An 18,970-nucleotide genomic window follows, 5' to 3' on the forward strand; every position below is an offset into this window, starting at 1 on the left:
TGAAGGTGGAGCGCGGCAACGCCGTCGGGCGCGGTCGCGCTGTCCGTCCATTCAGTCCTGCAGGCCGGGCTCGCCCTGCGCCAGCGGCACCCGCGAACCGTCCAGCAGGCCGCGGCTGAGTCTGCCATCCTCGATGAACAGCAGTTCGCCGTTCTCGCCGTTCTTGATGCTGCTGTCGATGGCGATCACGCGGTCGCCATGGAAGCTGCTGACGTGCGGCATCGAGGTGTGGCCGACCACGATGCGGGTCAGTTGCAGGCGGTCGAGCACGTTCTGCACCCCAGCGGTGTCGAGGCGGCCATCGAAGTAGCCGCGGTACCAGATCGGGCTGGTCTTGCCGTCATACAGCGGCGCGGTGGCCGGGTCGGCCTTCACCTCGGCCTTGGGCAGGCCCAGCGAGGCCTGGTAAGCCGCGTTGGTGCGTGCCGGGTCCAGCGCCAGCTCGACGGCTTCGGGCGAGATGCCACCGTGCAGGAACAGGGTGTCACCGATCTTCAGCAGTACCGGGCGGGTGCGCAGCCACTGGCCGATCACCGAATCGGGACCGTACAGCTGCGGGTAGCTGCGACCGAGCAGCTGGGCGCTGCGCAGGTACTTCGGGTTGACGTAGCGCAGGTCGTCGTACAGCACCATGGTTTCGTGGTTGCCGAGCACGAAGTGCACTGCGCCACCGGCGGCGGCCGCCTGCTGCTGCAGGCCGTACAGCAGCCAGAAGGCCTCGGTCACCTGCGGGCCACGGTCGAACACATCGCCGGCGATGACCAGGGTGTCCTTGCCCAGCGCCCAGCGATCCTGTGCATCGATGACCTGGTTGGCGCGCAGCAGCCGCACCAGCAGCCCGTACTGGCCGTGGATGTCGGACAGCGCGACGATGCGTGGCACGGCCGGCAGCACGGAAATCGAGGGTGCATTCGGCGCGGCCACATGCACGGTGTGCTCGTAGCCGCAGCGCGAGGCGACATCGGTGCCTGCTGCGCCAATGGCCAGCGCGTGCGACTCGACCTTGTCGGCGCAGATCCACTTGGCCTGCAGCTGGTTGCCCTGGCGGAACACATAGGGGCCATCGGCCTCTACATGGGCGGCCGGTGCGGCGACCTCGCGGGCCTGCAGGGTTCCCGTGGCGCAGGCCACCAGCAGCAGGGCGGTCGAGAGGAAGGGGCGATAGCGCGGCATCGGCGGCATCCAGCGGCGGAAAGGCCCGATGCTACCCGGCATGGCCGTGCCGTGGTGTGCGCGAATTGGCGGATCAGGCGCCGCGCCCATCGTCCTTGAGTTTGCGTACGCGGGTCGCGGCGGCCTGCAGGGGCTGACCGTCGCGGCCACGCGGTTGCATGTAGGGCAACGGCCGCCGCGTGCTGGATTCGAGCAGCTGCGAATGGGCTTCACCGGCGCCGAAGCGATGGCGTTCTCCCCACTGGCGCAGCGCGACCAGCAGCGGGAACAGTTCCTGGCCGGCGTGGGTGAGCACGTATTCCTGGTAGGCCGAACCATCGGAGGCCGGCTGCAGCTGCAGGATGCCGGCCTCGACCAGCCTGCGCAGGCGATCGCTGAGGATGTTGCGCGCAGCGCCCAGGCTGCGCTGGAAGTCGCCAAAGCGGGTGATGCCATCGAAGGCATCGCGAATGACCAGCAATGCCCAGCGGTCGCCGAGCAGGTCGGCGCTGCGGGCGACGGGGCAGGGGCTGTCAGCGTGCATGGCGGGCATCTCCGAATGTGGTTGCAGTTTAAAACCAATATCGCTAGCCTGCATCAAGTTTCAATTTGCAACTACATCATGAATGTTCCAATGATTTCCCGCCCACTGCTGGCCCTGCTCGCGGTCGCGGCCGGCGCCAGCGTTGCCAACGTCTATTACGCGCAACCGCTGCTTGACCAGCTGGCACAAGCGTTCGCGCTGGATCGCGCGGTGGCGGGCGCGGTACTGGCCGCTACCCAGGCCGGCAGTGTGCTGGCGCTGCTCGGCCTGCTGCCGTTGGCCGATCGCGGTGACCGGCGTCGCCTGCTGCGGTTGCAGCTGATGGCACTGGTGCTGGGCCTGCTGTGGCTGGCGGCTGCCCGTACTGCGGCATGGCTGTTGTCGGGCATGCTGCTGGCCGGCCTGCTGGGAACCGCGCTGACCCAGGGGCTGATCGCCTATACCGCCACGCTGGCGCCGCCGGAGCAGCGCGGCCGCGTGGTGGGCGTGGTGCAGGGCGGTGTGTTCATCGGCCTGTTGCTGGCGCGCGTGGTATCGGGCGCGGTCGCGGCCACCATCGGCTGGCGGGCGGTCTATCTGCTGTCGGCAGCGGTGATGGCGGCCTTGGCCGTGCTGCTGTGGCGGCGCCTGCCGGCGGTGCCGGTACCGGTGGTACGACCGCGCTGGCGCGAACTGCTGTGTTCGATGCTGGGCATGCTGCGCCGGAACCGTACGCTGCGCGAGCGTGGGCCGCTGGCGTTGCTGCTGTTTGCTGGCCTCAACGTGTTCTGGGCGGCGGCGCCGCTGCCGTTGTCGGCGCCTCCGCTGCAGTGGTCCACTGCGGCCATCGGTGCACTGGGCCTGGCCGGCGTAGTTGGCGCATTGATGGCGGCGCGGGTCGGGCACTGGATGGACCGCGGTTGGGCCGATCGGGTCAGTCTTGGCGCGTTGCTGCTGATGCTGGCCGCGTGGTGGCCGCTTCTGGGCCTGCCGCAGTCGCTGTCGTTGCTGCTGCTGGGCGTGATCGTGCTCGACCTGGGTGGGCAGGCACTGCACGTCGCCAACCAGGCGCTGCTGCTACGTGCGCCCGGTGAACAGCATGGACGCCTGGTGGCGCTGTACATGCTGTTCTATGCGGTGGGCAGTGGTGCCGGTGCGGCTGCCGGGCCCTGGATGCAGGCCCGTCATGGATGGTCGGCGGTCTGCCTGCTGGGCGCAGGCATCGCGCTGTTGGCAGTGCTGTGGTGGGGGGCGTGGCGGATGGCGGCGTTCAATGCATCGGCTGCGGTGCGAAGCGGTAGCGCCGGTTGTCGGTAGAGTCGACTGTTAGTCGACTGCTCTTCCGTCAGTTTGCAAAGAAACCGCGCTGCGCGCGATAGTCGACTGACAGTCGACTCTACCGCCCCCGGGATTTTCATTTCCGCCGGTTCAGCGCTGCAATGCCCGCCGTCCCGGGGCCTCCTGCAATGCCTCGCTGGCCACCACCACGCGGTTGCGGCCGCTGCGCTTGGCCTCGTACATCGCGGCGTCGGCACGTGCCATCAGCCGCTCGTAGTCCGGGTGACCATCGTGACCGGCCACACCGATGCTGGCGGTCAGTTCCAGTATCTGCCCGTTGGCCAGCGTCACCGGCGATTGCGCGATCTGCCTGCGCAGGCTTTCGGCAATCACCTCGGCCTGTGATTCGCTGGCCGCAATCAGCACCACCACGAACTCCTCACCGCCATAGCGGAACAGGTAATCACTGCCGCGTGTGAGCTGCCCCAGCAGGCCGGCCACGTGCTGCAACGCGCGGTCGCCTGCATCGTGGCCGTGGCCGTCGTTGATCGCCTTGAAGTGATCCAGGTCGAGCAGCAGCAGCGAGAACGGCGTGCGGTTGCGGGTGGCCAGTTCGATTTCCCGGCGCAGCACGGTGGGCAGGAAGCGGCGGTTGAGCAGGTTGGTCAGGGCATCGCTGCCGGCATCGAGTTCGCCGATGCGTTCGAACAGCAGCGTCATCAGGGTACGGATGGCGGCCAGGTCCTCGCGGATGGCCGGCAGTACTGCCAGCCGCTGCGCCGGGGCATCGCCGCTCGCGCGCTGCAGGTGCCCGTCGATGCGGGCCATCAACTGGCCCACCTGCTGCGTTTCGCTGCTCTCGCCGAAGCTGGGGATGCCCTTGTGGGTGAACCACAGGCCGAACTCGGAGGTGGCCAGGCTGGCACTATCGCTGCCCTGCACGTGGCCGGCCAGGGCGTAGAGCAGGGCGTTCTCCCAATCCAGCAGCAGGGCGCGCTGGCGCTCGCGTTCGGTGCTGACGTTCTGCACCAGCGAGAACAACCGGTAGGCCGCATCGGCACGGGTGGAGCGTTCGCGCGCATGGGTGTAGGCCAGGGTCATGCCTTCCATGGCGATGTCCATGACCGCACTGAGGCAGTCGATGGCGGCGAAGGCGGTGGCGCTGTCCGGCGCATCGTCGCGCAGGCGCATGAACAGTTCGTGCTTGAGCACGCGTGCGCCGCGGGTGACCAGATCGACCGGAATGCCAACCCGCGCATGCACGTCGCCGATCACCCGCTGCGAGGCCACGGTGGTGGCGACGCCAGCGGCGTCGGTGGTCAGCAACTGCACCAGCCAGCGCTGCATGGCCGGTTGCAGGCGCTGCTTGACCTGCTCGTGGGACAGGAAGCGGCGTGCACGGCCATCCTGCAGCAGCACTTCGTAGAAGCGCTGGGCCAGCGCGGGTGGGGTATCGGTGGCAGCGGCGCGCAACAGCGCGGTGGCGGCCGGGCCGGCCTGTTGCAGGCACTGCTGCCAGGCCTCGGCCAGCGGCTGGCTGGCATCGTCCAGTTGGGGTGGTTCCACGTCGATCTCTGACTGCGTACGGCAAACCACGGGTATCGGCCGCGGCGGCGTGCGGTTGATGGCGGGTTGGCCGGCCAGTTTACGCGCGGTGCAGGGTTGCACGGTGCGCAAACCACATCGGTGCCGCTGCTGCAATGAGTAGACGCATTTGAGAATCACTCGCATTGATGGGAGAATGCGCGCACGGATCGGGCCGCAGGTGACTGCAGCGACGCTCCGCCTCCCCCTCGTCGTTGCCTCAAGCCCTTTGCCAGAGGCCCCGTTGCCCTGCCAGAAGGTCCAGACCATGTCCCCTGCCATTGTCCTTTCGCCGCGCCCGCTGGCGCTTGCCGTTGCCGCCCTGCTGGCGGGCAGCGCCCTGACCGCCCAGGCCGAAACCGACGCCACCGATATCGACACGGTGCATGTCACCGCCTCGCAGATCGCACGCCAGGCACTGGGTACCTCGACCATCACCGCCGAGGACATCGCCAGGCGCCCGCCCGCCAACGACATTGCCGAGCTGCTGCGCACCATGCCGGGCGTCAATCTGACCGGCAACAGCGCCTCGGGCCAGTACGGCAACAACCGCCAGATCGATCTGCGCGGCATGGGCCCGGAAAACACCCTGATCCTGGTAGATGGCAAGCGCATCGGCGCCCGCGATGCAGTACGCATGGGCCGCAGCGGCGAACGCAATACGCGCGGCGATACCAACTGGGTGCCGGCGGAAATGATCGAACGCATCGAAGTGCTGCGCGGCCCGGCGGCGGCGCGCTACGGCTCGGGTGCCTCCGGTGGCGTGGTCAACATCATCACCAAGCGCCCGACCGGTGATCTGACCGGCGCGGTCGATCTGTACGGCCTGGTACCCGAGCACAGCGCTGAAGGTGGCAGCGAACGCGTCGGCCTGCAGCTGAGCGGGCCGATGACCGACACCCTGTCGTTCCGCCTGTACGGCAACCTCAACAAGACCGACGCCGATTCGCTGGAGCTCAACCGCCAGTACGCCACCAATCCGAACGCGGTGCCCCCGGCCGGCCGCGAGGGCGTCAAGAATCGTGATGTCAACGCGCTGCTGCGCTGGGACGTGACCGCCAACCAGGTGGTCGAGTTCGAGGCCGGCACCAGCCGCCAGGGCAACATCTACGCCGGCGACCGTGCGGTCAGCACCACCGGCACTTCGACCGGCATCGATCTGGCCGCCCTGGCCGACGACAAGGCGGAAACCAACCGCATGTACCGCAACACCGGCGCGATCACCCATCGCGGCCGCTGGGGCGATGTCACTTCGCGGGTGACGGCGGCAGTGGAAGCGGTGAACAACTCGCGCATCAATGAAGGCCTTGCCGGTGGCCCGGAAGGCAGCTTCAACGGCACCGACTGGTCGACCTCGCGCCTGCGCAACTACCAGCTGGATGGCGAAGTGAGTTTCCCGACCACACTGGGCGGTGCCGAGAACATCTGGACGCTGGGCTTTGAATACCTGGACAGCCGCCTGACCGACCCGTATTCGATGAGCCAGTCCAGCAGCAGCGGCGGCGGCTTCCCGGGGCTGTCGGCCGACCGAGCGCGCGGCAAGGCCGATGCGCAGACCACCGCCGTATTCGTGGAAGACAACATCTACCTGGGCGAGCGCTGGATCGTTACCCCGGGGCTGCGTTTCGACCATCACAGCCAGTTCGGCAACAACACCAGCCCCAGCCTCAATGCGCAGTTCCGCATCAACAGCGACTGGGTGGTGAAGGGCGGTATAGCGCGTGCGTTCAAGGCGCCGAACCTGTACCAGTCGAACCCGGACTATCTGTACTACACCCGTGGCAATGGCTGCCCGAATGCACTGCCTAGCCTGGGCGCCGGCTGCTACATGCGCGGCAACGCGGACCTGAAGGCGGAAACCAGCCTGAACAAGGAGCTGGGCATCGAGTGGGCGCCGCAGAGCGGCTGGCAGGCGTCGTTGACCTACTTCCACAACGACTACAAGGACAAGATCCAGGCCGGCTACGACCAGATCGGCCTGACCGCCGACGGCCGCGGCCGCATCTTCCGCTGGGAGAACGCACCGAAGGCGATCGTGCAGGGGCTGGAAGGCAACCTGGTGATCCCGCTGCTGGGCGAGCAGGGCAGCCGCCTGAAGTGGAGCAACAACTTCACCTACATGGTGGAGAACGAGAACAAGACCACGCGCCAGCCGCTGTCGGTGATCCCGAAGTACACGATCAACACCATGCTGGACTGGCAGGCCACCGACAAGCTGTCGCTGCTGCTGACCGGCACGTTCTATGGCAAGCAGAAGCCGGCCACCACCAACATCAACAACGATCCGCGCTGCACCGGTACCTGCGACCCGTCGATCGCACTGCAGGATCGCGGTGCGTACAACATCTGGGGCGTGAGCGCGCGCTACAAGGTGACAGAGACGGTCAGCTTCGGTTTCGGCGTCAACAACCTGGCCGACAAGCGCCTGTTCCGCGAGGCCAACAGCAGCGATGCCGGCGCGGCGACCTACAACGAACCGGGCCGCGCGTACTGGGCCAGCCTGCGTTTCGGGTTCTGATCCGACGAGAACTGCGCCGGGGCGTTCCCCGGCGCAGCCTGGAGGTTACTTCACCTGCCGGCAATCGCGCAGGTGGACGCCACCGGTGTCCATCTTGTCGACCACGCCTTCCAGTTTCACCCAGTCGTTCTCACGCAGGGTGGCGCCCAGTGCCATCTGATCCGGGGCCAGCGCACAGTGCACGGTGAAGTTGGCGTTGTTGTCGTCGTTCGACTGGCGCCCGCCGATGCCACCGATGCCCTTCATCCTGGTGACCAGATAGCCCACCTCGAAGGTCTTGGCAAAGCGGTTCGGCTGGGCGGTGTAGACCTGGCCATCGATGATGAAACGACGGCCGAAATACTTGACGAGCAACGGCTGGTACATCGCATCGGTATCCGGCGGGGTGCTGGTGCCGGAGAACAGCGCCCTGAGCGGTGCGGTGTTGATTTCCCGCTGCAGCCGCTTGGAGTCCTTGCCCATTTCGGTGGACATGCCGACCGCGGTGGCCTGGATCGGCTTGTCGAAACCGCTGGAAACACGCACGGCTTCGGCGATCGCCTCGCCTTCGGGGCCGGTCTTCAGCTTGTCCAGCCAGCCACACAGCGCGCTGCGTGCGTCCTCTTCCTTGGCGGTCTGCCCGCGCGACAGCTTGGTGCCGACCACCACGTTGCCACCATTGGAGGCGGTGATGATGCTGACCAGCGGCATCTTGGTGTCGGTCTGCAGCACGTACATCTGGCCTTCGGTCTCGGTGATGACATCACCGCTGACGAAGTTGTTGCCTTCGTCAAGTGCCGCCTTGCGCAGCTGGCCCAGCGCACTGCGGGGCTTCAGGCCGGGAAGGGTGACCTCGGAGGTGAAGAACTGGCCATTGCGGGGGTCGCCTACCGCCTGGAAGTTCTGCTGGCAGGTCTTGGCCGAGACGCTTGCGGCCGTGCCCAGCGCGCAGGCCACGGCGACGGCGACCCAGGGGGTCTTGGTAGTCCACATGTTCCGGATTCCTTGTGCTTGGGTGTCCATTGCGGGCAGCAACGCCGAAGCGATCCGGCCGCCCGTTCCCCATCCACAGGGGATGGGGCCATCATAGTGTGGCCCGGCACGGGCGCAAGCTGCGGCGAGCCGCGGTGTGCAGTCTGCAATGTTATAAACACCGTGATAGTTTCCCCACGGCCGCCGGCGTAGCCTGCCTCCATCGCAAAGGAGCTGTTGCCATGGGCCACGACCACGATCACCTGCCATCCGAGATCCGCCACGAGAAGCCCTTGTGGTGGGCACTCGGCCTGACTTCCACCTTCCTCGTCGTCGAGGTGGTGGGCGCGTTCTGGACCAACAGCCTGGCGCTGCTGTCCGACGCGGCCCACATGGCCACCGATGCGCTGGCGCTGATGATCGCGCTGATCGCGGTACGGCTGAGCCGACGCCCGCCGGACGCGCGCCGCACCTACGGCTACGCACGCCTGGAAGCACTGGGCGCGATGATCAACGGCGCGATGCTGTTCGTGGTTGCCGGCTACATCCTGTGGGAAGCCGTCGGGCGCTTCAGCAAGCCGCAGGAGATCGCCTCCACCGGCATGCTGGTGATCGCCTCGGCCGGCCTGGTCATCAACCTGATCTCGATGCGCCTGCTGCAGGCCGGCAGCGGCGAGAGCCTCAACGTGAAGGGTGCCTACCTGGAAGTGTGGGCGGACATGCTCGGCTCGGTGGCGGTGATCGCGGGTGCGGTGCTGATCCAGTTCACCGGCTGGAAGCCGATCGACCCGATCCTGGCAGTGCTGATCGGCCTGTGGGTGCTGCCGCGCACCTGGGTGCTGATGCGCGAGGCGATCAACGTGCTGCTGGAAGGCGTGCCCAAGGGCATGGACGTGGCCAAGGTGCGCGACAGCCTGTCCGGCCATGCCGCGGTGCTGGACGTGCATGACCTGCACGTGTGGGCGCTGGCCTCCAGCACCCCGGCGCTGACCGCGCATGTCGTGATGCGCGACGGCACCGATGCCGATGCGCTGCGCCGTGAGCTGGGTGCCCGCCTGCACGATGATTTCGGCATCGAGCACGTGACGCTGCAGATCGAGGCCGACCACTGCGGCGAAGCCTGCGGTGAACCGGCGCCGGTGAAGGGCGGCGAGCACGAGGGCCACGAAGGTCACGACCATGGTGAGGACGCGCAGGGCCATCGCGGTCACGTGCATCGTTGAATGGGGAAATGCGGGGACGCCGATCGGGTGAAACCGGCCGGGTGAAACCAACTGGACGAAACCAACTGGACGAAACGGGCTGGATGAAGCCGGCTGGATGAAGCCGGCTGGATCAAACCGACTGGATGAAACCGACTGGATGAAGCCGGCTGGATCAAACCGACTGGATGAAACCGACTGGATGAAACCGGHTGGATGAAACCGGCTGGATCAAACCGACTGGATGAAACCGGCTGGGTAGAGTCGACTGTTAGTCGACTGCTCTACCGCGTGGTTGCGACAGAGCCCGCGCTGCGCGCGATAGTCGACTAACAGTCGACTCTACCTCGTTGGGAAGCCAGCCGGTCCGCCAGCCGGGTCGGCTCCGGCAGGCGGTAGCCCCGCAAAGTGCGCTGTACCCAGTCCAGCGCAGTATCCGCACTGACCCGATGGCCGCCGGCCACGAACAGCGGCTTGCAGCGGATCTTGCTGCGCAGCACCCAGCCCAGTTGTTCATCGCCATCCAGCAGCGGCGTATGCGCGCCGGCCTCGGCGCCCGGTTCGACGAACCGTCCCACCAGTTTCGACTTGGCCACACCGATGCTGGGCAGGTCGGTGACCACACCCAGGTGCGCGGCCACGCCCAACCGGCGCGGATGGCTGACGCCGTGGCCATCGACGAACACCAGGTCCGGCGTGCGCGGCAGCAGCGCCAGCGCGGCCAACAACGCTGGCAGCTCGCGGAAGCTGAGCAGGCCGGGGATGTACGGCATCACCGTGGGAATGCGCGCGATCTCCTGCGCCACGGGCTGCAGCGTCTTCGCATCCAGCAGCACCGCTGCGGCGCGGGTGGTGGCGCCGTTGTCCTCGAAGCCGACATCCAGCCCGGCCAGCCAGCGCACCGTGCGTGGCAGGCGGTCCTGGCGCTCCACGCGGCCGGCAAGCTGGATCTGCTGCGCGCGGGCAGTGGCGACGCTGCCTTCCCAGCGCCCGGGATCGATCACCGTATTCATTGGTCACAGCATCGCATGCGCGGTGCCACGGCCCGGTGAGCGGCGCCCGGGGCTACAATGGCGGCCTGCCTTTCCTCGCGTTGGAGACCCTGCAGTGACCCGTAAACTCGTACTGTTGCGCCATGGCCAGAGCCAGTGGAACCTGGACAACCGCTTCACCGGCTGGGTTGATGTCGACCTGACCGAGCAGGGGCGCCGGGAAGCGGCCGCCGCCGGTCGCCTGATGCGCGAGGAAGGCCTGCAGTTCGACGTCGCCCACACCTCCGTGCTCAAGCGCGCCATCCACACCCTGCAGGGTGCACTGGCCGAGCTGGAGCAGGACTGGCTGCCGGTGAACAAGTCCTGGCGCCTCAATGAGCGCCACTATGGTGGCCTGCAGGGCCTGGACAAGGCCGAGACCGCTGCCAAGCACGGCGAAGAGCAGGTCAAGGTGTGGCGCCGTTCGTACGACATCCCGCCGCCGCCGATGGACCTGGAAGACCCCGGCCACCCGATCCACGACCGTCGCTACGCCGGCCTGGACCGCAACGCGCTGCCGGGCACCGAATCGCTGGCAACGACGCTCGACCGCGTGCTGCCGTACTGGCACGACGCCATCGCGCCGCAGCTGAAGGACGGCAAGACCGTGCTGGTCACTGCGCACGGCAACTCGCTGCGCGCGCTGTACAAGTACCTCAACAACGTGTCGCGCGAGGAAATCCTCGAGCTGAACATTCCGACCGGCATCCCGCTGCTGTTTGAACTGAACGACGACCTGACGGTGCAGTCGTTCCGCTACCTGGGCGACCCGGAAGCAGCGCGCAAGGCCGCTGAAGCCGTAGCCAACCAGGGCAAGGCGAAATAAGAAGCAGAAGGCCGGCGCAAGCCGGCCTTCGCTTTTGTAGAGTCGAGCCATGCTTGGCTGGCGCTGTCGCACCCGAGTAGAGCCACCCCATGGGTGGCTGCATCTGCCAGCTACGAAGGACCCAACAGACGCGCTCTCGGTGGCTGCAACGCGGCAATGTCGATGACGTGGTCCTGGCATATCACCTGATAGTGCATGAATGGGCCGGGGTAACGGGTGTCAGCGAAGGTGGCACGTTCCAGATAATCGAGGAACTTCGAACGGCTGTAACGGCGGAACAGGTTGCCGCTCCAGGCTTCGGAGTCGTCCCAGCTCTGGTAGGACTCGTTGTGCACGGCGTAGCTGATGTAGGCGTTCCAAACCAGCTTGAACCGCTGCGAATGGGAAGTTATCTCTATCGCGCGCACGCCCTCGATCGAACGTCCATTGCCGAGGTCCACTGGGCGAGGCTCTCCTTTCACCTGTCCCTCCTCGATGACCAGCCGCAGACAGTTGGCCTCCGGTTCGCCAATATCCGTCAGGAATAGATACTCGCGGCTGTCGAGGGCCAGTAGCAGCGCAGCGTCGTCCATGGGCGCGATATCCGGTGATCGGGAAGACAAGAATACCGGCGTGCAGTTGGTTGGCGACTCCACGGGCTCGTGACCTTTGGCCGGTCCCCAGTCCCGTTCCCCCGGCTACCCTGTGAAATTACCCGCAGGAGAGCCTCATGAACTTCCGCAACCTGGCCCCGCTGGGCCTGACCATCGCCATTGCTGCCTCGCTGGCAGCCTGTGGCAAGAATGAATCCGCGCCGGCCGCCAACGCCGACGCCAAGCCGGCCTTCGACCTGTCGCAGATCAAGACCCCGCTGATCTCGCTCAACAGCGCCGATCTGGACCCGTCGATCTCGGCCTGTACCGACCTCAATGGCTTCGTCAACAGCAAGTGGCTGAAGGCCAACCCGGTGCCGGGTGACCAGACCACCTGGGGCAGCTTCGAGATCCTGCGCGAGCGCTCGCTGGAAGTGCAGCACGCACTGGTGCAGCAGGCCGCGGCCAGCCAGGCCAAGGCCGGCTCGGTGGAAGCCAAGATCGGTGACATCTGGAAGACCGGCAACGATGAAGCCAAGATCGAAGCCGCCGGCCTGGCACCGCTGCAGCCGCAGCTGGACAAGATCACCGCGCTGAACGATACCGCCGCCATCACCCAGTATCTGCGCGACAGCCAGGCCGAGGGCAAGGGCGTGCTGTTCTCGCTGTTCGCCAATGCCGACTACAAGGATTCGGCCAACGTCATCGCCTACGTCGGCCAGGGCGGCCTGGGCCTGCCGGAGAAGGGCTACTACTTCGACGAATCGCAGGCCAAGATCCGCGACGCCTACGTGGCCTACATCGCCCAGGTGCTGACCCTGTCCGGCGCGGATGCTGCACAGGCCGCCGAGCAGGCCAAGGCCGTGATGGCCTTTGAAACCCGCCTGGCCAAGGCCTCGATGTCGCGCATCGAGATGCGTGATCCGGCCAAGCGCTACAACCCGCTCAGCGCTGCCGATGCCGACAAGCTGACCCCGAACTTCAGCTGGACCGCGCTGTTCGACACCCTGAAGGTACCGGCCGCGCAGAAGTTCTCGCTGGCCCAGCCGGGCTTCTTCGGTGAAATGGACAAGATGCTGGCCGACGTGCCGGCCAGCACCTGGCAGGCCTACCTGCGCTTCCACACCATCGACGATGCCTCGCCGTACCTGAGCAGCCAGTTCGAGAAGGCCAACTTCGAGTTCTACGGCAAGACCCTGCGCGGCCAGCAGGAAATGCAGCCGCGCTGGAAGCGTGTGCTGGAATCGGTCAACGGCGGCATGGGCGAAGCCCTGGGCCAGCTGTACGTCGACGCCGTGTTCCCGGCCGAGTCGAAGGTGGCCATGCAGCACCTGGTGGAAAACCTGTCGCAGGCGCTGAAGGCGCGCCTGGAGCAGCTGCCGTGGATGGGCGAGGAAACGAAGAAGAAGGCGCTGGAAAAGTGGGCCAGCTTCACCCCGAAGATCGGTTACCCGGACAAGTGGCGCGACTGGGCGGGCCTGCAGACCAACGGTGACAGCTACCTGGGCAACATGCAGGCGGCGCGCACGTTCAACTACCGCTACATGCTGGACAAGATCGGCAAGCCGGTGGACAAGACCGAGTGGGGCATGACCCCGCAGACGGTCAACGCCTACTACAACGCCACCAAGAACGAGATCGTGTTCCCGGCGGCGATCCTGCAGGCGCCGTTCTTCGATGCCAAGGCCGATCCGGCGCTGAACTACGGCGGCATCGGTGCGGTCATCGGCCACGAGATGATGCACGGCTACGATGACTCGGGCAGCCAGTTCGCCGCCAACGGCAACTTCGACAACTGGTGGACCGACGCCGACCGCAAGGCCTTCACCGAGCGTACCGACCAGCTGGTCGCACAGTTCGATGGCTACGAGTCGGTGCCGGGCGTGTTCGTGAAGGGCAAACTGACCCTGGGCGAGAACATCGGCGACCTGGGCGGCCTGACCGTGGCCTACGACGCGCTGCAGATGGCGCTGAAGGAAGATCCGAAGGCGAACGTTGAAGTCGATGGTCACAGCCAGGACCAGCGCTTCTTCATGAACTGGGCCACCGTGTGGCGCCGCAACTTCACCGATGGTGAGCTGCGCGTCCGCCTGAACACCGACCCGCACGCCCCGGCCAACTTCCGTGCCAACGGCGCGCCGTCGAACATGCCGTCTTACGCCGCCGCGTTCCAGTGCAAGGCTGGCGACGCGATGGTGCGTGCCGACGACAAGCGCGTGGTGATCTGGTAATCGATCGTCCGTGATGCGTGATGCAGAAGGCCCGGCAAATGCCGGGCCTTTTGTCTTCCAGACCGGTAGCGAGGAGCGGACTGGTAGAGTCGACTGTTAGTCGACTATCGCGCGCAGCGCGGGATTTTCGCGGTCTGGACGAAGAGCAGTCGACCAACGGTCGACTCTACAGGTGCGTCGGCTGGCGCGTCAGTTCATGCCCGGCGGTAGGCAGCTACGCCAGCTCCGGTTCCTGCGCCAGCATGCGATGGAAGCGCTGCAGCACATAGGGATCGATCAGGCCGCCGGACTGCTCGTCGATGATGCGCAACGCAGTCTCGCGTTCCATCGCTGCGCGGTAGGGGCGCACGCTGGTCATGGCATCGTAGGCATCCGCAACGGTGACGATGCGTGAGCCCAGCGGAATGCTTTCGCCACGCAGGCCGTCGGGATAACCGCTGCCATCGAAGGCTTCGTGATGGGCGCGGATCAGGCGTGCGACCGGGGCCGCATCACTGCGGCCGGTGGCGAGAAAGATGTGTTCGCCGCGCACCGGATGCTCGCGCATGATCGCGCGTTCCTCGTCGGTATGCCGGCGCGGCGTCAGCAGTACATCGTCGGGGATGCCGATCTTGCCGATGTCGTGGAAGCGCGCGGCCAGGCCGATCTGCGAACAGGCATCGTCGTCGAGATCGCAGTGCGTGGCCAGGCGCTGCGCGAGCAGGCCAACGCGGTCGCAATGGTGGCGGGTGTAGGCGTCGCGCATCTGCAGCGACATCGAAAGGGCGTCGATCAGGCAGGCCTGCGCGTGCAGCAGGTCGGGGGCGGGTACGGCGTCAGGGAACATGGTCATCCGCCCGCACCGGGTGGGGACCGGTGCGGGGTGTTCGGGGGGCGATCAAGCCGGGGCGAGGGTGGTCAGAAGGGCGCGGGCCGCATTGAAGCGGTCTTCCGGCAACGGCAGCGGGTGCTTGATGCGCAGCTTGTCAGGCCCTTCCATGGCGTAGAGGTTCGGTTGTTTCTGGATCAGCTGGATCACCGCCATCGGATCGATGTTCGGCTTGGACTCGAACACGATGCGGCCACCGTTCTCGCCCAGGTCCAGCTTGCGGATGCCCAGCGTGTTGGCTTTCAGCTTCAGCTCGGCGATGGCGAACAGGTGCTTGGCGGCATCCGGCAGAAGGCCGAAACGATCGATCATCTCCACCTGCAGCTCGCGCAGTGCATCGCTGTCGCGCGCGCTGGAAATGCGCTTGTACAGGGTCAGGCGAGTGTGCACGTCCGGCAGGTAGTCTTCCGGAATCAGCGCCGGCACATGCAGCTCGACTTCGGCACCGCGCACTTCCTCGCCGGCATCCAGGTCGGGCAGCTTGCCCTGCTTGATGCTGCGCACCGCGCGTTCCAGCAGCTCGGTATACAGGCTGAAGCCGACCTCGGCCATCTGCCCGCTCTGGTCCTCGCCGAGCAGTTCACCGGCACCGCGGATCTCCAGATCATGCGTGGCCAGGGTGAAGCCGGCGCCCAGTTCGTCCATTGAAGCGATGGCTTCCAGGCGCTTTTCGGCGTCCGGGGTGATCGAGCGGCGGTCGGGGGCCACCAGGTACGCGTAAGCGCGATGGTGCGAACGGCCGACGCGGCCGCGCAGCTGGTGCAGCTGGGCAAGGCCGAAGCGGTCGGCGCGGTTGATGATGATGGTGTTGGCGTTGGGGATGTCGATGCCCGACTCGATGATCGTGGTCGACAGCAGCACGTTGAAGCGCTGCTTCTGGAAATCCAGCATCACCTTTTCCAGCTCGCGCTCGGGCATCTGCCCGTGGGCGATGCCGATGCGCGCCTCCGGCACCAGCTCGGACAGCTCGCGCTGCATGCGGCCGATGCTTTCCACGTCGTTGTGCAGGAAGTACAGCTGGCCACCGCGCGCCAGCTCGCGCTGGAAGGCTTCGCGCAGCAGCGCGTTGTCCCACTGGGTGATGAAGGTCTGCACCGCCAGCCGGTTCGGTGGCGGCGTGGCGATGATCGACAGGTCGCGCAGGCCGGCCATGGCCATGTTCAAGGTGCGCGGGATCGGCGTGGCGGTCAGGGTCAGCAGGTGCACGTTGGCGCGCAGCGCCTTCAGGGCCTCCTTCTGGCGTACGCCGAAACGCTGCTCTTCGTCGACGATCACCATGCCCAGGTCCTTGAACTTCACGTCCGGCTGCAGCAGGCGATGGGTGCCGACGATGACGTCGATGGTGCCGGCGGCGACCTTTTCCAGCTCGGCCTTGATTTCCTTGGTGGTCTTGAAGCGCGACAGCACCTCGACCTTCAGCGGGTAATCGGCGAAACGGTCGCGGAAGTTGCGGTAATGCTGTTCGGCCAGCAACGTGGTCGGCACCAGCACGGCCACCTGCTTGCCGGCACTGGCGGCGGCGAACGCGGCGCGCACCGCGACCTCGGTCTTGCCGAAGCCGACGTCGCCGCAGACCACGCGGTCCATCGGCTGGCTGCTGGCCAGGTCGCGCAGGGTGGCATCGATCGCGGCCAGCTGGTCCGGGGTTTCCTCGAACGGGAAACCGGCCGCGAACGGCTCGTACATTGCGCGGTCCACCTGCAGGGCCAGGCCGGCGCGCGCCTGGCGGCGGGCCTGGATCTCCAGCAGCTCGGCAGCGACGTCGCGCACCTTTTCGGCGGCCTTGCGCTTGGCCTTGCTCCACTGCTCGCCACCGAGCGAATGCAGCGGTGCCGTCTCCGCTGAAGCGCCCGAGTAGCGGCTGATCAGGTGCAGCTGGGCGACCGGCACGTACAGGCGGTCACCCTTGGCATATTCGATTTCGAGGAACTCGCCGGGCATGCCGCCGACGTCCATCGCGATCAGGCCACGGTAGCGGCCAACGCCATGGTCCTCGTGCACGATCGGCGCACCCTCGGTCAGCTCGCCAAGGTCGCGGATGATCGCTTCCGGCTCGCGGCCGGCCCGCCGCGTACGGCGGGTGCTGCCGGCGCGCTCGGGGAACAGCTGGCGCTCGGTCAGCACCGCGATGCGCGGATCGTCCAGTGCGAAGCCATCTTCCAGCGGCGCCACCGCGATCGCGAAGCGCGCATCGTCGGTGAGGAAGCTGGGCAGGTCGGCCACCACCGGCGGCTTCAGCTCGGCGGCCTGCAGCACTTCCAGCAGGGCTTCACGACGGCCGGGCGAATCGGCGGCGATCAGCACGCGGCCCGGGTAGTGGCCGAGGAAGGATTTCAGTGCGTCGCCGGCCGGTGCGTCGCGTGCGGCCACCGGCAATGGCGGCAATGGCTGGTCGCCCAGCGGATGCGCGTCGGCGATGCGTGCGTGGTCAGCAGCCCACACCTCGATGCGCGGGGCATCGTTCAGGCGCTCGCGCAGCAGCTCCGGCGACAGGTACAGCGCCGACGGCGGCAGCAGCGGCCGTTCGACGTCGTGGCGGCGCTGTTCGTAGCGCTCGCCGGTCTGCGCCCAGAACGCCTCGGCGGCTTCGCCGGCACCGGCGCAGACTACCGGCAGGCTGCCGTCGGGCAGGTAGTCGAACAGGGTTGCGGTGCGTTCGAAGAACAGCGGCAGGTAGTACTCGACGCCCGCCGGGGCCAGCCCGGACTTCAGGTCCTGGTACAGCGCGCTGCGCCGGGTATCGACGTCGAAGCGCTCGCGCAGCGTGGCGAGCACGCGGGCGATGCTGGCCTCGTCCATCGGTACTTCGCGGCCCGGCAGCATGTGCACCGCCTCGACCCTGTCCAGCGAGCGCTGGCTTTCCGGATCGAAGGCACGGATCGAGTCGATGTCCTCGTCCAGCAGTTCGACACGCAGCGGCTCGTCGGCGCCCATCGGGAACACGTCGAGCAGGCCACCGCGCACGGCAAAGTCACCCGGGTCCATCACCTGCGGCACGTTGCGGTAGCCGGCGCTTTCCAGGCGACGTTTCTCGGCTTCCAGGTCCAGGCGCTGGCCGACCTTCAGGTCGAAGCTGCCACCGATCACATAGCTGCGCGGGGCCAGCTGCTGCAGCAGGGTCTGCACCGGCACGATCACCAGGCCGCGCTTCAGCGTGGGCAGGCGGTGCAGGGCCGACAGGCGCTGCGAGATGATGTCCGGATGCGGGCTGAAGCGGTCGTAGGGCAGGGTTTCCCAGTCCGGGAAGGCGACCACCGGCAGGGCCGGGTCGCCGCCGAGCAGGGTGTGCAGGTCGGCTTCGAGCTGGTTGGCACCGTGGTTGTCACGGGCAATCACCAGCAGCGGAGCGTCGTGCGCACGCGCGGCCTGGGCCAGGTACCAGGCCAGGGCGGTCGGCGAGGCGGGGGCGCGCCACCAGGCGCGGAGCTGGCCGGCACGCGGCAGCGGCGGGGCGGGGTATGAGGTACGCGACATGGACCCCGGATTTTAGCAGAAGCCCCCGCCTGGCTCGGTGTGTAGTACCGGCCGCTGGCCGGCAGCCTCATGCGCCGTTGGGGTAGTGGAATGCCGGCCAGCGGCCGGCACTACCGGTAATGCGTCGCCAGGCCACGCCCGGCGCTACGGTCAGTTGTCCAGCTCCAGCACCATCCGCACCAGGCCTTCGGCACCGGTCGGGTGCGGCACCGGCTTGAAGCCCAGCGAGGCGGCCAGCTGCTTCATCGGCTCGTTCTCGGCGGCGACGTCGCCGTACAGGCGGTCCAGGTACTTGCCGCGGCCCCACTTCACCAGCTTGCGCATCAGCTGCCGGCCCAGGCCCTGGCCAATGAGGAAGCGGCTGATCAGGATCGCGTACTCGGCTTCACGGGTACCGGGGATGATCGAGGCCCGGGCGACCGCGCCGACCACCGCCTCACCGGCGGGGAGGGATTCGGCAGCGACCAGGGTGATCTCGGTCTTGGGATTCGGGTGGGTCAGGCGCTGGGTGGTTTCCGGCGAAAGCTCGGTCACCGCCTGCAGGAAACGATCACGGATTTCTTCCGGCCCGAACAGGCTGAACGCCGCTTGCAGCGGTGCGCCATCTTCCGGGCGGATGGGGCGGATCAGCAGCTCGTGGCCGCTGGGAGCCTTGAAGATCTCATGCCAGGGCGGCATGCGGTTGCGAGTGGCCATACCGGGTGATTCCTTGGTGGTCCATCGATTGTGGCATCACCGGGGCTGCATTCCGTGAACGAAA

The 18,970-nt window shown here is 67.0% G+C and carries 14 protein-coding genes; 5 read left to right on the forward strand and 9 right to left on the reverse strand.

The window, feature by feature from the left end:
- Positions 1-51: 51 nt before the first annotated feature.
- The gene (locus tag D7T59_RS10225; RefSeq protein ID WP_180852192.1) at positions 52-1,173 is read right to left on the reverse strand and encodes a metallophosphoesterase; all 1,122 of its coding nucleotides are present in this window, start codon (positions 1,171-1,173) and stop codon (positions 52-54) included.
- A 73-nt stretch (positions 1,174-1,246) separates the two neighbouring features.
- Positions 1,247-1,696 (reverse strand): winged helix-turn-helix transcriptional regulator, encoded by a 450-nt coding sequence (locus tag D7T59_RS10230; RefSeq protein ID WP_180852193.1) that lies wholly within the window; start codon positions 1,694-1,696, stop codon positions 1,247-1,249.
- 90 nt (positions 1,697-1,786) lie between these two features.
- On the opposite strand from D7T59_RS10230, the gene D7T59_RS10235 reads away from it, so the two are divergent.
- The gene (locus D7T59_RS10235) at positions 1,787-2,992 is read left to right on the forward strand and encodes an MFS transporter (protein ID WP_407070868.1); all 1,206 of its coding nucleotides are present in this window, start codon (positions 1,787-1,789) and stop codon (positions 2,990-2,992) included.
- A gap of 111 nt (positions 2,993-3,103) precedes the next feature.
- On the opposite strand, the gene D7T59_RS10240 is transcribed toward D7T59_RS10235, so the two are convergent.
- Entirely contained in the window at positions 3,104-4,519 is a 1,416-nt protein-coding gene (locus D7T59_RS10240) for a diguanylate cyclase (protein WP_180852197.1), read from the reverse strand.
- Between the two features lie 286 nt (positions 4,520-4,805).
- Between D7T59_RS10240 and D7T59_RS10245 the strand changes: the two genes are divergently transcribed.
- Positions 4,806-7,055, forward strand: coding sequence for a TonB-dependent siderophore receptor (locus D7T59_RS10245; RefSeq protein WP_180852198.1), 2,250 nt, complete (start codon positions 4,806-4,808; stop codon positions 7,053-7,055).
- Between the two features lie 45 nt (positions 7,056-7,100).
- On the opposite strand, the gene D7T59_RS10250 is transcribed toward D7T59_RS10245, so the two are convergent.
- A complete protein-coding gene (locus D7T59_RS10250) occupies positions 7,101-8,027 on the reverse strand; it encodes a hypothetical protein (RefSeq protein ID WP_180852200.1) in 927 nt (308 codons plus the stop codon).
- 221 nt (positions 8,028-8,248) lie between these two features.
- Between D7T59_RS10250 and D7T59_RS10255 the strand changes: the two genes are divergently transcribed.
- A complete protein-coding gene (locus D7T59_RS10255; RefSeq protein WP_164136808.1) occupies positions 8,249-9,229 on the forward strand; it encodes a cation diffusion facilitator family transporter in 981 nt (326 codons plus the stop codon).
- Positions 9,230-9,537: 308 nt separating this feature from the next.
- On the opposite strand, the gene nfi is transcribed toward D7T59_RS10255, so the two are convergent.
- Positions 9,538-10,221: a deoxyribonuclease V gene (nfi, locus tag D7T59_RS10260; protein WP_180852202.1), complete on the reverse strand. Its 684-nt coding sequence runs from the start codon at positions 10,219-10,221 to the stop codon at positions 9,538-9,540.
- A gap of 94 nt (positions 10,222-10,315) precedes the next feature.
- Between nfi and gpmA the strand changes: the two genes are divergently transcribed.
- Positions 10,316-11,065 (forward strand): 2,3-diphosphoglycerate-dependent phosphoglycerate mutase, encoded by a 750-nt coding sequence (gene gpmA / locus D7T59_RS10265; RefSeq protein WP_014036448.1) that lies wholly within the window; start codon positions 10,316-10,318, stop codon positions 11,063-11,065.
- Positions 11,066-11,175: 110 nt separating this feature from the next.
- On the opposite strand, the gene D7T59_RS10270 is transcribed toward gpmA, so the two are convergent.
- A complete protein-coding gene (locus D7T59_RS10270) occupies positions 11,176-11,637 on the reverse strand; it encodes a hypothetical protein (protein ID WP_180852204.1) in 462 nt (153 codons plus the stop codon).
- Positions 11,638-11,774: 137 nt separating this feature from the next.
- Here D7T59_RS10270 and D7T59_RS10275 point away from each other — a divergent pair, with 137 nt between their 5' ends.
- Positions 11,775-13,868, forward strand: coding sequence for a M13 family metallopeptidase (locus D7T59_RS10275; RefSeq protein WP_180852206.1), 2,094 nt, complete (start codon positions 11,775-11,777; stop codon positions 13,866-13,868).
- Between the two features lie 214 nt (positions 13,869-14,082).
- Here D7T59_RS10275 and D7T59_RS10280 read toward each other — a convergent pair whose 3' ends face one another.
- From D7T59_RS10280 to D7T59_RS10290, 3 genes are all read right to left on the reverse strand, one after another.
- On the reverse strand, positions 14,083-14,700 hold the full coding sequence (locus D7T59_RS10280) for an HD-GYP domain-containing protein (RefSeq protein WP_180852207.1): 618 nt from the start codon (positions 14,698-14,700) through the stop codon (positions 14,083-14,085).
- A gap of 45 nt (positions 14,701-14,745) precedes the next feature.
- Positions 14,746-18,210 (reverse strand): transcription-repair coupling factor, encoded by a 3,465-nt coding sequence (gene mfd / locus D7T59_RS10285; protein ID WP_180852209.1) that lies wholly within the window; start codon positions 18,208-18,210, stop codon positions 14,746-14,748.
- Between the two features lie 150 nt (positions 18,211-18,360).
- Positions 18,361-18,906, reverse strand: a complete 546-nt coding sequence (locus tag D7T59_RS10290; RefSeq protein WP_004150340.1) for a GNAT family N-acetyltransferase — start codon at positions 18,904-18,906, stop codon at positions 18,361-18,363.
- Positions 18,907-18,970 lie beyond the last annotated feature (64 nt).

Origin of the sequence: Stenotrophomonas maltophilia, from assembly GCF_013464915.1 — a bacterium.
In the GTDB taxonomy this organism is placed as follows: Bacteria; Pseudomonadota; Gammaproteobacteria; order Xanthomonadales; family Xanthomonadaceae; genus Stenotrophomonas; species Stenotrophomonas maltophilia_AT.

Excerpts from the sequence above, each read along its gene's own strand:
- D7T59_RS10270 (WP_180852204.1), bottom strand. The coding sequence starts at position 11,637 with ATGGACGACGCTGCGCTGCTACTGGCCCTCGACAGCCGCGAGTATCTA.
- D7T59_RS10245 (WP_180852198.1), top strand. The coding sequence starts at position 4,806 with ATGTCCCCTGCCATTGTCCTTTCGCCGCGCCCGCTGGCGCTTGCCGTT.
- D7T59_RS10280 (WP_180852207.1), bottom strand. The coding sequence starts at position 14,700 with ATGACCATGTTCCCTGACGCCGTACCCGCCCCCGACCTGCTGCACGCG.
- D7T59_RS10250 (WP_180852200.1), bottom strand. The coding sequence starts at position 8,027 with ATGTGGACTACCAAGACCCCCTGGGTCGCCGTCGCCGTGGCCTGCGCG.
- D7T59_RS10225 (WP_180852192.1), bottom strand. The coding sequence starts at position 1,173 with ATGCCGCGCTATCGCCCCTTCCTCTCGACCGCCCTGCTGCTGGTGGCC.
- D7T59_RS10230 (WP_180852193.1), bottom strand. The coding sequence starts at position 1,696 with ATGCACGCTGACAGCCCCTGCCCCGTCGCCCGCAGCGCCGACCTGCTC.
- D7T59_RS10290 (WP_004150340.1), bottom strand. The coding sequence starts at position 18,906 with ATGGCCACTCGCAACCGCATGCCGCCCTGGCATGAGATCTTCAAGGCT.
- mfd (WP_180852209.1), bottom strand. The coding sequence starts at position 18,210 with ATGTCGCGTACCTCATACCCCGCCCCGCCGCTGCCGCGTGCCGGCCAG.
- nfi (WP_180852202.1), bottom strand. The coding sequence starts at position 10,221 with ATGAATACGGTGATCGATCCCGGGCGCTGGGAAGGCAGCGTCGCCACT.
- D7T59_RS10255 (WP_164136808.1), top strand. The coding sequence starts at position 8,249 with ATGGGCCACGACCACGATCACCTGCCATCCGAGATCCGCCACGAGAAG.
- D7T59_RS10275 (WP_180852206.1), top strand. The coding sequence starts at position 11,775 with ATGAACTTCCGCAACCTGGCCCCGCTGGGCCTGACCATCGCCATTGCT.
- D7T59_RS10235 (WP_407070868.1), top strand. The coding sequence starts at position 1,787 with ATGATTTCCCGCCCACTGCTGGCCCTGCTCGCGGTCGCGGCCGGCGCC.